The following is a 15,468-nucleotide window of genomic DNA, read 5'->3' as shown; positions in this document are numbered from 1 at the left end:
TCCTCCAGCATGAGCGCCACAAACCCACCCATCCGCACCCGCTTCGCCCCGAGCCCGACCGGCTTCATCCATCTCGGCAATATCCGCGCCGCGCTCTATCCCTGGGCTTTTGCCCGGCATCACGGCGGCACCTTCATTCTGCGGATTGAAGACACCGACGTCGGACGCTCGACGCGGGAGGCGGTGCAAGTCATTCTCGACGGCATGGCCTGGATGGGCCTGGACCACGACGAAGGGCCGTTCTACCAAATGCAGCGCATGCCGCGCTACCGCGAGGCGCTGCGGCAATTGCAGGACGCCGGCCATGTCTACCCCTGCTACATGAGCACTGCGGAGCTCGATGCCTTGCGCGAGCGGCAGATGGCGGCCGGCCTCAAGCCGCGCTACGACGGCACCTGGCGGCCCGAGCCGGGCAAGACCCTGCCGCCGGTGCCTGCCGGCGTGCCGCCGGTGCTGCGCTTTCGCACGCCGCTTGCCGGTGCCGTGGCCTGGGACGACCGCGTGAAAGGGCCCGTCGAGTTCAGCAATGCCGAGCTCGACGACCTGGTCATCGCCCGGCCCGACGGCACTCCCACCTACAACTTCTGCGTCGTGGTCGACGACATCGACATGCGCATCACCCATGTGATTCGTGGCGACGACCATGTCAACAACACGCCGCGCCAAATCCACGTCTTCCGCGCCCTCGGCCACGAGCCGCCGGTCTATGCCCATCTGCCCACCGTGCTCAACGAGCAGGGCGAGAAGCTGTCCAAACGCAATGGGGCGAAGAGCGTGCTGCAGTACCGCGACGAAGGTTATCTGCCCGATGCCATGGTGAACTACCTCGCGCGCCTGGGTTGGTCGCATGGCGACGCGGAAATTTTCTCGCGCGAACAGTTCGTGCAGTGGTTCGACCTCGATCACCTCGGCCGTTCCGCCGCCCAGTTCGACGGCGAAAAACTCAAGTGGGTGAACGCGCACTACCTGCGCGCCTTGCCCCCGCAGCAGCTGGCCGAAGCCGTGCGCCCATTTCTGCGGCGACTGGGCTTGCATGAGCAGGGAGTCGATCTTGCTGGCGCGGTGGCGCTGCTGCGCGAACGCGCCCACACCCTGGTCGAGATGGCCGAGCTGTGCGGCATGTTCTACGTCCAGCCCCAACCTGATGCGGCCTTGCTGGCCCAGCATCTCACCGCACCGGCCCAGGCTGCCTTGTCCGATTTGCGCACCGCGCTCGCGGCATTGCCGAGCTGGGATGCGCCGGCCATTGGCGCCGCCATGAAGCAGGTCCTTGCGGCGCACCAACTGAAAATGCCGCAGCTGGCCATGCCGCTGCGCCTGCTGGTGACGGGGCGTTTGCAAACGCCGTCGGTCGATGCGGTCCTGGCCCTGTTCACGCGCGACACCGTGGTGCAAAGACTGGCCGCAAACACCTGAATGGCTGCAGCGCGCACGCGCTCGCTCAGGGCCGCCTGTTGCGCCTGAGCGACGTTTTGCGTTACAATTGCCTGTGCTGATCAATCGGGCTGTTTGACTTGGCGCCCTTTGATTCTTGTCTTGATCTACCAAGTTCCGCTAGAGGGCGAGCCGTGGCAAAAACGACTACTACGCGCAAATCCGTGGACTCCGATACCGATACCCTGGCCACCAAGCCACAGGCATCCAAAGAGGCCAATCCCTGGGATGCCATGCTGGAAAATGCGGCCGAAGTGGCCTCAACCTTCCGCAAGCGTCCGCAAGTCAAGGTTTCATCCCCTTGGCGCGAAGGTTTCGGCAGGCCGCTTTCCCAGCGGTCGCGTGAAATCTACGAACACATCACCGCGAACAAGACGCGGCTCAAGCAGAAGTAAAGTCCTGCAGCGAAAGACCCCAAGCCCCATGGATGTGCTGGAAAGCCCGGCGCGTCAATGGGGCTTGGTCATTCTCGCCAGTGCTTGGGCGCAACGGCTCACCAGTTCCGGCCCCTGATAGATCAGCCCGGTATAGAGCTGCACCAGATTCGCACCGGCCTGGATTTTCTCAACAGCGTCGCCAGCCTGCAGAATGCCGCCGACGCCGATGATGGGGTAGCCCGGCCCCAGGCGCGCGCGCAATTGCGCAATCACCCGGGTGGACTGCTCTCGCACCGGAGCCCCGCTCAAGCCGCCGGCTTCGTCCGCATGGGGCAGCCCCGCGACGGCATCCCTTGCAATCGTGGTGTTGGTGGCGATCACGCCGTCGATGCCGTGGCGCATCAGCGCGTCGGCCAGGGCGGCAATCTGTTCAGGCTGCAAGTCGGGCGCCACTTTCACCATCAGCGGTACGCGCTTGCCCTGCGCTTGCGCCAGTTGCTCGCGCTCGGTCGCCAGCCCTGTCAGCAAGGCCTCGAGCGCCGCATCGGTCTGCAAAGCCCGCAGCCCCTGGGTGTTGGGTGAGGAGACATTGATGGCCACGTAATCGGCATGGGCATAAACCGCGCGCAGTCCGGCCGCATAGTCGTCCAGCGCCTGTTCCATGGGGGTGCTTGCGTTCTTGCCGATGTTCAGCCCCAGGGGCAGCTCGCGCCGGCTGCGGCGCACATGGTGCAGGAAGGCATCCAGCCCGGCGTTGTTGAAGCCCATGCGGTTGATCAGCGCCTGAGCCTGCGGCAAGCGGAACATGCGCGGCTTGGCGTTGCCGGGCTGGGCGCGTGGTGTGACCGTGCCCACTTCGATGAAACCAAAGCCCATGGCCGCCAGCGCATCGATGGCTTCGCCATTCTTGTCCAGCCCGGCGGCGAGGCCGATGCGGTTGGGAAAGCTCAGGCCCAGGAGTTGCACCGGATCATGCACGCGCGGATGGGCGTAGAGCCGTGACAGCCCGGTTTGATGCAGCAGGCGCAAACCGCGCAGCGTCAAGCCATGCGCCGCCTCAGGGTCCAGGCTGAAGAGTAGCGGGCGGATGAGCGCGTAGGGCAGGGGCATTGCGGGCTTGGCTTGAGTGGGCGGCGCGCTGCTGCGCCAAAGGGCGCGCTGTCGCGAGCGGCGATAATAAGGCTGACCTTTTTCGCGAGTGCACACATGACCCAGGACGAACTCAAACAAGCCGTGGCCCATGCCGCGCTGCGCCAGGTGCCGCGAGGCGAAATCATTGGTGTGGGGACCGGGTCGACGGTGAATTTTTTCATCGACGCGCTCGCCACCATGAAGGACAACGTGCATGGCGCCGTGTCGAGTTCGGAGCGCAGCACCGAGCGTCTCAAGGCGCATGGCATCGAAGTGTTCGACTTGAACGCGGTGGACCGTATTCCGGTTTATGTGGACGGGGCCGATGAAATCGACCCGTCCGGGGCGATGATCAAGGGCGGCGGTGGTGCACTGACGCGGGAGAAGATCATCGCCGAAGTCGCCGATCGCTTTGTCTGCATCGTCGACGCCAGCAAGCTGGTGCCGGTGCTCGGCAAGTTTCCGCTGCCGGTGGAAGTGGTGCCGATGGCGCGCGAACTGGTGTTGCGCCGGCTGCGCGCGCTGGGCGGCGAGCCGCGTTTGCGCGAGGGCTACATCACCGACAACGGCAACATCATCCTGGACGTGCATGGCCTGGCGATTGCCAACCCGCGCGAGTTCGAGTCCAGCATCAACCAGATTCCGGGCGTGGTCACGGTGGGTCTGTTCGCCCATCGCGGCGCCGATCTGGCGCTGGTGGGAACAGCCACGGGCGTGCAGGAACACGCTTACGTGTAAGCCGTGCTCGCCCGGGCTTCAGAACTGGAAGCCGGGCGGCGCCTTCGGGTTGGGCGGTGGCAGCACTGGGGCCGCAGGCAAGCCTTCGGGATTGCTGGCCTTCTTGGCGGGCCGTGATGCCGCGGCCACCGGCACGAGGTCCTCGGGCGCGGCGAATGCGAAGTCTTTCGGCAGGCGAGATTGCTGGGGATAGCCCGCAGCCGTGAGCGCCTGGTTCCAGGCGTCGGGCGCGAAGCCCACCGGCAGGCGCACGCCGGCCACGGTCAGCAGCGGCAATTTTTCCGAGCCGTCGCTGATGCGCTTGTAGGCCGTGACGTCCGCTGGCGTGGCGACGCTCTTGTCGCTGTAGGGAATGCCGCGTTGGCGCAGCAAGTGCACGCCATCGTCGCAAGCCGGACATTGCGGCGTGGTGTAGATGACCACGGGATACTTGCGCACGACTGGCTGCAGATCCGCCGGAACGCGGCTTGCGCCCTGCTCGGATTGCGCCTGCGCGGGTGTGCCGATGCGCTCCACCTGCTCACCTGGGCGGCTGGGGGGAATGTCGGTGAAGGTGATCTGCCCGTTGGGCCCGACCACCTTGTAGACCGCCCAGGCCGAAGGTGCCGCAAGCGCTGCAAGCAGCGCCACGGCGGTTGCAAGCAGCGCGGGACGGGTGGACAGCAGGACATGGCGCAGGACGGGGGGCATGGACATGGGCGTGGCTCCAGATCAGCGGAAGTGATGGGCGACTAGCAGGGTAGCTCGGGGCGCGGGCGGCCGGTGGCTTCAGGCTGTCTCGACCATGCCCTGGTGGCGCAGCAGGGCGTCGATCTGCGGATCGCGCCCGCGGAAGGCGCGGAAGGATTCGAGCGCCGGCCGGCTGCTGCCGCGGGCGAGGATTTCATCGCGGAAACGGGCTCCGGTCTGCGGATCCAGGACGCCGTTTTCCTCGAACTGGGCATACGCGTCGGCCGACAGCACCTCGGCCCATTTGTAGCTGTAGTAGCCCGCCGCATAGCCGCCGGCGAAGATGTGCGAGAAGCTGTGTTGAAAGCGGTAGAAGTCGGGCGGGAACAGCACGGCCACCTCTTGGCGCACGGCGGCAGCGACATCGGCCACGGTTTGTGGCGTGAAGCTGCGCAGGCTGTGGTGCAGGCGCAGGTCGAACAGCGAGAACTCGATCTGCCGCAGGGTTTGCATGCCAGCCTGGAAATTGCGCGCCGCCAGCATGCGCTCGAACAAGGTGCGAGGCAGGGCGGCGCCGGTGTCGACATGGCGGGTGAGTTGTTGCAGCACGTCCCATTCCCAGCAGAAGTTCTCCATGAACTGGCTGGGCAATTCCACCGCGTCCCACTCCACGCCGGAAATGCCGGAAGCGGAGATGTCGTCCACCTGGGTCAGCAGGTGATGCAGGCCGTGGCCGAACTCGTGGAACAGGGTCTGCACGTCGTCGTGCGTCAGCAGCGCGGGTTTGCCGCCGACGCCGGCGGCGAAGTTGCAGGTGAGCAGGGCAATCGGTGTTTGCAAGCGAGTGCCGGGCTGGCCCGGGCGCAGCCAGCGGGCGCGGGCATCGTCCATCCAGGCGCCGGAGCGCTTGCCGGCGCGAGCGTGCAGGTCGGTGTAGAACTGGCCTATCCCCTGGCCCTGGGGCGTTTGCACATCCCAGAGCTTGACCTCCGGATGCCACACGCCGCGCTGCGTTTGCGCCTCGACGATGCGCACGCCGAACAGGGTCTGCACCAGGGCGAACAGACCAGTCAGCACCTGCGGCTCGGTGAAGTATTGCTTCACCTCCTGCTCGGAGTAGTCGTACCGGCGTTCGCGCAGGCGCTCGGAGGCGAAGGAAATATCCCAGGACGCCAGTTCGGGCAGGCCCAGATTCTCGGCGGCGAAGGCGCGCAGATCGGCCAGGTCGCGCTCGGCGTAGGGGCGGGCGCGCTGGGCGAGGTCGAGCAGGAAGTGCTCGACCTGCGCGGGGCTGTCGGCCATCTTGGGTTCGAGCGACAGCTCGGCGAAGCTGGAGAACCCCAGCAGGCGGGCTTCCTCGTCGCGCAGTTGCAGCAGTTCGGCCATCGGCGCCGAGTTGTCGAGCGCCGCGTCGCCCAGGTCGCTGGCGCGGGTGACGTAAGCGCGGTAGATGCGCTCGCGCAGGACGCGGCTCTTGGCGTACTGCATCACCGGCACATAGCTCGGCTGGTGCAGGGTGAACACATGGCCGGGCTTGCCGAGTTCGGCCGCGGCCTCCTGGGCAACCTGCAGCACATCGGCAGGGATGCCGTCCACCTCGGCGGCGCTGGTTTCGAGTTTGGCGGCGTTGGTGGCGTCGAGCAGATGTTCGGAGAAGGTCTGGGCCAACTCGGCGCTGCGCTCCTGAATCTGGGCGTAGCGCCGGCGAGCCTCGCCCTGCAATTCGGCCCCGCTCAAGCGGAAGTCGCGCAAGGCGTGGCGGATGATGCGCTGGCGCGTGGCGCTCAGGCGGGTGAACTCCGCACTTTCGCTCAGGCGCTTGTATTGGGCGTAGAGCCCGGCGTCCAGGCCCAGCTCGGTCCAGAACTCGGTGACTTCGGGCAGCAGGGCGTTGAAGGCCTCGCGCAGCGCGGGGGTGTCGGCCACGGCGTTCAGATGCCCGACCATGCCCCAGGCACGCGCGAGCCGCTCGGTGGCGAGGTTGAGTGGGTCGACCACCGCATCCCAGGTGGCAGGGGTCGCCGGGTCGGTGACTTTGGCCAGTGCGGCGCGGGCCTCGCCGATGAGTTGCGTGATGGCCGGCTTCACATGCTCGGGTTGAACCTGGGCATAAGCGGGCAGATCGGCAAAATCGAGCAGCGGGTTGCCGTGGGGTTGCGGCGCCGTTTGGCTGCTGGCTTGCTCCAATGTGGGCATGATGGCCCTCCTTCGGTTCAGAATTGCTCGCAGGCCTGCACGGTGTTGGCCAGCAGCATGGCGATGGTCATGGGGCCGACGCCGCCGGGCACGGGTGTGATCCAGCCGGCGACTTGCTCCACCGCGCCGAAGTCGACGTCGCCGCACAAGGCGCCCTCGGCGTTGCGGTTCATGCCGACGTCGATGACCACGGCGCCAGGTTTCACCATGTCGGCGGTGATCAATCCGACCTTGCCCACGGCAGCCACCAGCACGTCGGCCTGGCGGCAGATGGCGGCGAGATCGGCCGTGCCGCTGTGGGCGATGGTGACGGTGGCGTCGGCTGCCAGCAGCATCATCGCCATGGGTTTGCCGACGATGTTGGAGCGGCCCACCACCACGGCGTGCTTGCCACGCAGCCGGCCCATGCCGATGTGCTCCAGCATGCGCATGCAGCCCAGCGGCGTGCAAGGGCGAAAGCCGGGCTGGCCCACCATCAGCGCGCCGGCGCTGGAGACGTGGAAACCGTCCACATCCTTGCGCGGCGAGATGGCCTCGATCACGCGGTGGGCGTCGATATGCGCCGGCAGCGGCAACTGCACCAGGATGCCGTGAACCGCCTCGTCCTGGTTCAGGGTGTGGATGCGTGCGAGCAAATCGGCCTCGCGCAGGGTGGCCGCATGGGTTTCGAGAATGGAACGCATGCCGGCCTGCTCACAGGCGGCGACCTTGTTGCGCACATACACCTGGCTGGCCGGATTGGCCCCGACCAGGATGACCGCCAGTCCCGGTTGGCGCCCCGCAGCCGTGAGGGCAGCGGCGTGTACGGCGACCTCTGCGCGGACCTGTGCGGCCAGGGCCTTGCCATCGATGCGTTGAGCGGTCATGGGTGGATCGAGATGATGGGAAGTCGCGCGGCAACAGGGGGCAGCAGCGCTGCCGCGGTCAGCAGACGCTGCTTTATTTGCTCGCGCCCAGGGCGATCTTGAGCAGGTCGGCCACGGTGTTGGCGCCGAGCTTTTCCATGATGTTGGCGCGATGCGCCTCCACCGTTTTGATGCTGATGTTGAGGTCGTCGGCGATCTGCTTGTTCAGCCGCCCGGCAACGATGCGCTCCAGCACCTGCGATTCGCGGCTGGTGAGCTTGGCCAGCAGGGCGTCGCGGCTGGCGTTCTGGGTCAGTTCTTCCAGGTCGACGCGGGCTTTTTGCAGCATGCGGTCGACCAGATCGCGCAGCAGATGTTCGTTGAACGGTTTTTCGATGAAATCCACTGCGCCTTTTTTCATCGTCGCCACGGCCATGGGCACGTCGCCGTGGCCGGTGATGAAGGCCAGCGGCATGCTCACGCCACGTTGAATCAGCCGGTCCTGCAATTCGATGCCGCTCATGCCCGGCATGCGGACGTCCACCACGAGACAGGCCACCTCGCGCGGGTCGAAGCGGGTGAGGAAGGCTTCGGCGGAGTCGAAGCAGCGCACGCGGTAATCGTTGCCTTCGAGCAGCCATTGCAGCGAGTCGCGCACGGCCTCGTCGTCGTCAATGACATAAACCGTACCTTTGCTTGCTGGTTTCATGGGCTTGATGGGTGAGGTGCGGGTTGTGGGTGCGGTGGTTGTCGTGCCCGGCTAAGCCTGGCCGAACTGGCTGTCCGCCAGATCCGTGTGCTCGATGGCGGGCGTGGACGTGACTGCGGCCGGGAGTTCTTGCGGCAAGGGTTGAAAGGGCAGTGTGAAGCTGAAAATACAACCGCATACAAGCTCTTGATTGTATTGATTCTCCGCCCAAAGCCGGCCCTGGTGGAACTCGATGATGGAGCGGCAAATGTTCAGGCCGATGCCCAGGCCGTCGGCCTTGGTGGTGTAGAAGGCCTCGAACAGATGGGCCATCACATCCTCCGGCACGCCGGTGCCGTTGTCGCGCACGGCGAAGGTGGCCTGGTGGGCATCGGCGCTGATGTTGAGTTCGATGCTGCGCGCCAGGCCTTTGCGCTGCGCCTTGTCGACCGATTCGGCGGCATTGCGCAGCAGATTGAGCAGCACCTGCTCGACCAGGATGGGGTCGGCCCAGAGTTGCGGAATACCGGGGGCGATATGCGTGAACAGGCGCACATTGCGCCGCCGCAGATCGATTTCGGCCAGTTCCAGCGTGTTCTGCACGATGTCCTGCACGCGGCAGTCGATGCGGTGCGGCTCGCTCTTTTTCACGAAGTCGCGCACGCGGCGGATCACCGCTGCGGCACGCTGGGCCTGGCGCGCGGTTTTTTCCAGCGCCGCCTGCAGTTCCTGCGGCGGCATGGACTGGTTTTTCAGGCGTGCGATCATGCCCGAACAGTAGTTGTTGATGGCGGTGAGCGGCTGGTTGAGCTCATGCGCGAGCGAGGAGGCCATTTCGCCCATGGCGATGAGCCTGCTGGTGATCTGCGCTTTCTCTTCCTGGTTGCGCGTGACGTCGTCGGCCTGGTGGCGCGCCGTCACGTCGGTGGCGATGAGCATCTGCACGATGCGCCCGTCCACCCACTGGATGTAGCGCTGGCGCACGTCGAACCAGCGGTCCAGCGCGGCGACGTGGATTTCATGCACCTGGGCCATGGGTTTGATGATTTCGCCAGCTGGCAGACCGGCATAGGCGTCGACCTCATCATCGGCATCCTGAACCGTGCTGGGGGGGGGATCCTGACCACTGAGCAGGTGGTGGCCGTGCGCCGAGGCGCCGAACCACTGGCGGTAGAGTTTGTTGGCGAAGAGCTGTTCGTTGCGGTCGATGGCGAGCACCGAAACCGCCGCGTCCAGGCCTTCCAGCACGGCGACGAAGCGTTCGTGCGAGGCCGCCAGCTCGTGGCGAATGCGCGTGGGCTCGGTGATGTCGGTGATCGAGGTGATCCACCCGGTCTGGCGTTCGCGCGCGTCGATCAGCGCCGAGACGTAGACGCGGGCGTCGAACTCGCTGCCGTCCTTGCGCCGCAGCTTCAGGGCGAACCCCGAGGGCGGCGCCAGCCCGTCGATGGTCTGCTGCAACGCCAGCGCCATTTCCGCCGCGCGCCGCTGTGGCCAATAGGGATGGGGCGGGGCGCTGCCCAACAAGTCTTGTTCGGAAAAGCCGGTCATCTTGCAGAACGCCAGGTTGACGTAGCTGATGCGCCCTTTCAGGTCGATGGCCTGCATGCCGGTGGACAGCGAGTTTTCCATCGCGCGGCGGAAGGCGGTCTCGCGCGTCAGGCTCTCCTGGGTCTGCAGCCGCTGACGCATCTGACGCCAGGTGCCCCACAGCATCCACAGCATCAGCGCCGACAGCACGAACACCGCCCAGTACAGGCCGCGCACCACCCAGCTCGGGGCCGAGTGGTAGCTGCTGACGCGCATGAACAAGCCAGCGTCAAAGGGGTGCACGGCCACCACATACTGCAGCGGCTTGCTGTGGATGTCCGCCGTCGCGCTACTGGCAAGAACGGTTTGTGCACGGCTCACCAACGCGACTGCATAACGCGTGCTGAGCTCCTGCACCACGTCGCTGCGCAACAAGCCGTCGATGCTGAACACGGCATTCACCGTTCCAGCGAATTGCTGGCTGGGCTCCAGCGACCCCTGGGAGGCGGCCGTACCCGCCGGTGTTTTGGGCGTACTGAACAAGGGTGTGGCGGACTGCACGACCCAGCCGACCCGAGGCAGTTGGTAGGGCATGGAATAAGCCGTGTGCAGGGTGATCTGCGCCTGGTTGAAGGCGCGCAGGGACAGGGCCTGGTTCTCCGGCGCGCCTTTCTCCAGCAGCTTGAGGTCATGCGGCAACACCGCACTCGACGCCAGCTGCGTCACCATGCCTTGAGCGTCGGTGGCATAGACCAGCACGGCACTGGCATGCTGTCGCAAAAAGCTGCGCGCCATGAACTCAAAACGCGCGGGCCCGCGCGTCGAAGCCTCCAGCGTGTTGGCCATGGATTGCAGCTGTTCCTGCATCAAGCCCATTTCCAGGCTCATGCGCTGCTGGGCCCACTCGCTGTCGCGCTGCAGGGTGTCGCGCTCGCGCTGCACCTCGGTTTGCTGGGTGTAGCGCACCAGCGCGGCGGCGGCGCCGAGGAACAGCACCAGGGACAACAGTGGACCAAACAGCAGCAGGCGGTCGGCGTTACGGCCGCGCAGCGCGGCCTGTGCGCGCAGGCGCAATGGCAGCAGGGCTGAAGCCAGGCGGCGCAGCAGAGGAGGGGTGTCAGAGTGGTTCACGCATGCAGTCTATGCAAGTTGCGCGTTGCGCTGCGACCTTGCCACGCGACGCGACGTCTACGGGTATGCCCGAAGCAACCAGGCTATGAGGGGCTACAGATTTCCACGATCATGGGATGGTCGATGTCGCTGTGACCTTTGCCGTGTGCGCCTGCATGACATGGTTCAGACGTTTCTCGCCTTGCGTGCGTTGCACTGAAGCGCAAATCGTGCGGACGCTGGAGCCGGGCCAGTGCACCTGGAACTCCCGGATCTGTCTATTTCACAATATAAAAAGCAATATTGCGATTCGAAAAATTATCTGCAATACTCACGCTGAACCAAGATGAGGAGATTCACCATGTCGGCTGTCCCTGAGTTCCCCGTGCCCGCTTCCGCCAACGATGGCGACCCGCAAGAAACCCGTGAATGGCTCGACGCGCTGCAGGCGCTGATCGCCACGGAAGGACGTGAGCGAGCCCACTTCCTGCTGGAGTCGCTGATCGACCAAGCGCGTCAGGACGGTGTGGACATGCCGTTCTCGGCCAACACCGCCTACGTCAACACCATCCCCGCCGACCTGGAGGAGCGCAACCCCGGCAATGTCGAGATCGAGGAGCGGCTGCGCGCCTACATGCGTTGGAATGCCATGGCCATGGTGGTGCGCGCCAACCGCCTGCACCCGGAAGACGGCGGCGACCTGGGCGGTCACATCGCTTCCTTCGCCTCGCTGGCGAGCATGCTGGGGGCGGGCTTCAACCATTTCTGGCATGCGCCCACGGCCGAGCATGGCGGCGACCTCATCTACTTCCAGGGCCACAGCGCACCGGGCATTTACGCCCGCGCCTTCATGGAGGGGCGGCTGACCGAAGGCCAGTTGCTCAACTTCCGCCAGGAAGTGGACGGCAAGGGCCTGTCCAGCTATCCCCACCCCAAGCTGATGCCCAACTTCTGGCAGTTCTCCACGGTGAGCATGGGGCTGGGGCCCATCATGGCGATTTACCAGGCGCGCTTCCTGAAGTATCTGCATGCGCGCGGCATTGCCGACACCTCCAAGCGCAAGGTCTGGGTGTTTTGCGGCGACGGCGAAATGGACGAGCCGGAATCGCTCGGTGCGATTGGGCTGGCGGCGCGTGAAAAGCTCGACAACCTGGTGTTCGTCGTCAACTGCAATCTGCAGCGTCTGGACGGCCCGGTGCGCGGCAACGGCAAGATCATCCAGGAACTCGAAGCCGAGTTCCGCGGCTCGGGCTGGAACGTCATCAAACTCATCTGGGGCTCGTACTGGGACCCGCTGCTGGCGCGCGACAAGGACGGCATCCTGCGCCAGGTGATGATGGACGTGCTCGACGGCGACTATCAGGCGATGAAGGCCAACGACGGCGCCTTTGTGCGCAAGCATTTCTTCGGCCGCCATCCCAAACTGCTGGAGATGGTGAAAAACATGAGCGACGAGGACATCTGGCGCCTCAATCGCGGTGGCCACGATCCGCAAAAGGTCTACGCCGCTTTCCATGCCGCGGCCCATCACCAGGGCCAGCCCAGCGTGTTGCTGGTCAAGACCATCAAGGGCTACGGCATGGGCCAGGCGGCGGAAGCGCGCAATGTGGCGCACCAGGTGAAAAAGCTCACCGACGAGGATATCCGCGAGTTCCGCGACCGCTTCAACATCCCCGTCCCCGACCACGAGCTGCCCAATCTGCCGTTCTTCAAGCCGGCCGACGACACGCCCGAGATGCAGTACCTGCACGCCCGGCGCAAGGCACTGGGCGGCTACCTGCCGCAGCGCCGGACGAAGGCGGATGAGCATCTGCTCATTCCCGAGCTGGCCGACGTGTTCAAACCCGTGCTGGAAGCCACCGCCGAGGGCCGCGAAATTTCCACCACCCAAGCCTATGTGCGCTGCCTCAACCAACTGCTGCGCGACAAGACCCTGGGCCCGCGCGTCGTGCCCATCCTGGTGGACGAGACCCGTACATTCGGCATGGAGGGGCTGTACCGGCAGATCGGCATCTATGCGCCCGAGGGGCAGAAGTACACCCCGGTGGACCGCGGCGAGGTGATGTATTACCGCGAGGACAAGGCTGGACAGATCCTGCAGGAAGGCATCACCGAAGCGGGCGGCATGTGCTCGTGGATCGCTTCGGCCACGTCCTACTCGCACAGCAACCGCATCACCATTCCGTTCTACATCTACTACTCGATGTTCGGCTTTCAGCGCATCGGCGACCTGGCATGGGCGGCGGGCGACATGCTGGCGCGCGGCTTCCTGCTGGGCGGCACCTCGGGGCGCACCACGCTCAACGGCGAAGGCCTGCAGCACGAGGACGGCCACAGCCAGATCATGGCGGCCAACATCCCCAACTGCATCAGCTACGACCCGACCTTCGCCCACGAGGTGGCCGTCATCCTGCACAGCGGCTTGAAGCGCATGGTGGAGAACCAGGAAGACGTCTATTTCTACATCACCCTGTTGAACGAGAACTATGCCCAGCCGGGGCTGAAGGCCGGCACCGAGGCGCAGATTCTCAAGGGCATGTACCTGCTGCGCGAAGGTCCCAAGCTGACGCCGCGGGTGCAGCTGCTGGGCTCGGGTTCCATCCTGCGCGAGGTCATTGCCGCAGCCGACTTGCTGGAGAAGGACTGGGGCGTGGCAGCCAATGTCTGGAGCTGCCCGAGTTTCAACGAACTGGCGCGCGATGGCCGCGACGTCGAGCGCTGGAATCTGCTGCACCCCGGCGAGCCGCAACGCCAGAGCTTCGTCGCGCAGCAGCTCGACAAGCACACCGGACCCGTGGTGGCCTCGACCGACTACGTGCGCCTGTTCGCCGAGCAGATTCGTCCCTTCCTGCCCAAGGGTCGCAACTACCGCGTCCTTGGCACCGACGGCTTCGGCCGCTCCGACACGCGCACCAAGCTGCGCCGGCACTTCGAGGTCGATCGCCATTTCGTCACACTGGCCGCCTTGCGCAGCCTGGCCGACGAGGGCGCGGTGCCCCAGGCCAAGGTGGCCGAGGCGATTGCCAAATACGGCATCGACGCTGATCGCATCAACCCCTTGCTGGCCTGAGCCCGCAACCCATCGCGGGAACCGCTGGACACATGGCGGGGTCCGCAGGGCGCTGAACAATCTGGAGACAAGAACATGGCAGTGATGGACGTGAAGGTTCCCGACATCGGGGACTTCAAGGATGTGGAAGTGATCGAAGTGCTGGTCAAACCCGGCGACACGATCAAGGTCGAGCAGTCGCTCATCACGGTGGAGAGCGACAAGGCCAGCATGGAAATTCCCAGCAGCGCGGCCGGCGTGGTGAAGTCCATGCGGGTGAAGCTGGGTGACAAGGTGAACGAAGGCACGGTGCTGCTGGAACTGGAGGCGGACGCTGGTGCAGCCGTCGCCACGCCAGCCACACCCGCACCAGCCGCACCAGCCGCACCAGCCGCACCAGCCGCACCAGCCGCACCAGCCGCACCAGCCGCGGCGCCAGCAGCCGCTGCGAACAAGCCTGGCGACGCGGCCGTCGCCCAGCCATCTCCCGCCGCTCCCACCCCGGCACCTGCCGCCGCCGGGGTGGGTTTCGCTTCCGAGCCGCGCCAGCACACGCCACCCACCGTGGCCTTGGAGCCAAGCGCGCCGTCTGCGAGCGCCTCGACTCAACTACCCCATGCCTCCCCCACGGTGCGCAAACTGGCGCGCGAGTTGGGCGTGCCGCTAGGCGAAGTCAAAGGCACGGGTCCGAAGGGGCGTATCAGCCCCGAGGATGTGCAGGCCTTCGTCAAGGCCGTGATGGCAGGCAAGGCCACGACCCAGGCTGCCGCGACGCAGTCCGTCGGCAAGCCCGCAGGCAATGGCCTGGGGCTGAACCTGCTGCCATGGCCCAAGGTGGACTTCGCCAAGTTCGGCCCCATCCGCACCGAGCCCTTGTCGCGCATCAAGAAGCTCTCGGGCCCGAACTTGGCGCGCAACTGGGCCATGATTCCGCACGTCACCCAGTTCGACGAAGCCGACATCACCGAGTTGGAAGAGTTCCGCAAGAGCAGCAACGAGCGCCTGGCCAAGCAGGGCGTCAAGCTCACCATGCTGGCCTTCGTGATGAAGGCCTGCGTGACTGCGCTCAAGGCAATGCCCGCGTTCAACGCCTCGCTCGACGAGAGCGGCGAGAACCTCATCCTGAAGGATTATGTGCATCTGGGCTTCGCCGCCGACACGCCGCAAGGCTTGGTGGTGCCGGTGCTGAAGGACGTGGACAAGAAGGGCTTCGGCCAGATCGCCACCGAGATGGGCGAGCTCGCCGCCACGGCGCGCGAGGGCAAGCTCAAGCCGTCCGACATGCAGGGGGCAACCTTCACCCTGTCCAGTCTGGGCGGCGTCGGCGGCACGGCGTTCACGCCCATCATCAACGCGCCGGAAGTGGCCATCCTCGGGTTGTCCAAGTCGCAGATCAAGCCGGTGTGGGACGGCAAGGCCTTCCAGCCAAGGTTGATGTTGCCGCTGTCGCTGTCCTACGACCATCGTGTGATCGATGGCGCAATGGCCGCGCGCTTCACCACCCTGCTCGGTGAGTTGCTGGCCGATATGCGCCGCACGTTGCTGTGAACCCCGGAGACATGCAAGATGGCAACGATTGAAGTCAAGGTTCCCGACATCGGGGACTTCAAGGATGTGGAAGTGATCGAAGTGCTGGTCAAACCCGGCGACACGATCAAGGTCGAGCAGTCGCTCATCACGGTGGAGAGCGACAAGGACAGC

12 protein-coding genes are annotated in these 15,468 nt (G+C 65.5%); 6 read left to right on the top strand and 6 right to left on the bottom strand.

All coding sequences use genetic code 11. The annotated features are described in order from the left end of the window. The first annotated feature begins 9 nt into the window (after positions 1–9). Complete coding sequence (gene gltX / locus ACYCUK_RS04440) at positions 10–1,416, top strand: glutamate--tRNA ligase (RefSeq protein WP_461593624.1); 1,407 nt, start codon at positions 10–12, stop codon at positions 1,414–1,416. 152 nt (positions 1,417–1,568) lie between these two features. Then, the gene (locus ACYCUK_RS04435; RefSeq protein WP_233224428.1) at positions 1,569–1,829 is read left to right on the top strand and encodes a hypothetical protein; all 261 of its coding nucleotides are present in this window, start codon (positions 1,569–1,571) and stop codon (positions 1,827–1,829) included. Positions 1,830–1,883: 54 nt separating this feature from the next. On the opposite strand, the gene ACYCUK_RS04430 is transcribed toward ACYCUK_RS04435, so the two are convergent. Beyond that, on the bottom strand, positions 1,884–2,921 hold the full coding sequence (locus tag ACYCUK_RS04430) for a quinone-dependent dihydroorotate dehydrogenase (RefSeq protein ID WP_461593623.1): 1,038 nt from the start codon (positions 2,919–2,921) through the stop codon (positions 1,884–1,886). A 96-nt stretch (positions 2,922–3,017) separates the two neighbouring features. Here ACYCUK_RS04430 and rpiA point away from each other — a divergent pair, with 96 nt between their 5' ends. Then, a complete protein-coding gene (rpiA, locus tag ACYCUK_RS04425; RefSeq protein WP_461593622.1) occupies positions 3,018–3,680 on the top strand; it encodes a ribose-5-phosphate isomerase RpiA in 663 nt (220 codons plus the stop codon). Between the two features lie 18 nt (positions 3,681–3,698). On the opposite strand, the gene ACYCUK_RS04420 is transcribed toward rpiA, so the two are convergent. The 5 genes from ACYCUK_RS04420 to ACYCUK_RS04400 all read right to left on the bottom strand — a co-directional run bounded on the left by ACYCUK_RS04420 (position 3,699) and on the right by ACYCUK_RS04400 (position 10,739). Further along, entirely contained in the window at positions 3,699–4,376 is a 678-nt protein-coding gene (locus ACYCUK_RS04420; protein ID WP_461593621.1) for a glutaredoxin family protein, read from the bottom strand. Between the two features lie 72 nt (positions 4,377–4,448). After that, positions 4,449–6,545: a M3 family metallopeptidase gene (locus ACYCUK_RS04415; protein ID WP_461593620.1), complete on the bottom strand. Its 2,097-nt coding sequence runs from the start codon at positions 6,543–6,545 to the stop codon at positions 4,449–4,451. A 17-nt stretch (positions 6,546–6,562) separates the two neighbouring features. Then, the gene (gene folD, locus ACYCUK_RS04410) at positions 6,563–7,411 is read right to left on the bottom strand and encodes a bifunctional methylenetetrahydrofolate dehydrogenase/methenyltetrahydrofolate cyclohydrolase FolD (protein ID WP_461593619.1); all 849 of its coding nucleotides are present in this window, start codon (positions 7,409–7,411) and stop codon (positions 6,563–6,565) included. 73 nt (positions 7,412–7,484) lie between these two features. Further along, positions 7,485–8,099 carry a response regulator transcription factor gene (locus ACYCUK_RS04405; RefSeq protein ID WP_461593618.1) on the bottom strand — a complete coding sequence of 205 codons (615 nt, stop codon included), beginning with the start codon at positions 8,097–8,099 and terminating at the stop codon, positions 7,485–7,487. Positions 8,100–8,150: 51 nt separating this feature from the next. Then, a complete protein-coding gene (locus ACYCUK_RS04400) occupies positions 8,151–10,739 on the bottom strand; it encodes a PAS domain-containing sensor histidine kinase (RefSeq protein ID WP_461593617.1) in 2,589 nt (862 codons plus the stop codon). Between the two features lie 340 nt (positions 10,740–11,079). Between ACYCUK_RS04400 and aceE the strand changes: the two genes are divergently transcribed. The 3 genes from aceE to ACYCUK_RS04385 all read left to right on the top strand — a co-directional run. After that, positions 11,080–13,788, top strand: coding sequence for a pyruvate dehydrogenase (acetyl-transferring), homodimeric type (gene aceE / locus ACYCUK_RS04395; protein WP_461593616.1), 2,709 nt, complete (start codon positions 11,080–11,082; stop codon positions 13,786–13,788). Positions 13,789–13,863: 75 nt separating this feature from the next. Then, a complete protein-coding gene (locus ACYCUK_RS04390) occupies positions 13,864–15,315 on the top strand; it encodes a dihydrolipoyllysine-residue acetyltransferase (protein WP_461593615.1) in 1,452 nt (483 codons plus the stop codon). An 18-nt stretch (positions 15,316–15,333) separates the two neighbouring features. Beyond that, positions 15,334–15,468, top strand: a 135-nt coding sequence (locus ACYCUK_RS04385; RefSeq protein ID WP_461593710.1) for a biotin/lipoyl-containing protein, incomplete at its 3' end; no start/stop codon positions are given.

The sequence above is a fragment of the Thiomonas sp. genome (assembly GCF_054608695.1).
This window is presented reverse-complemented; position numbering and strand designations above follow the sequence as displayed.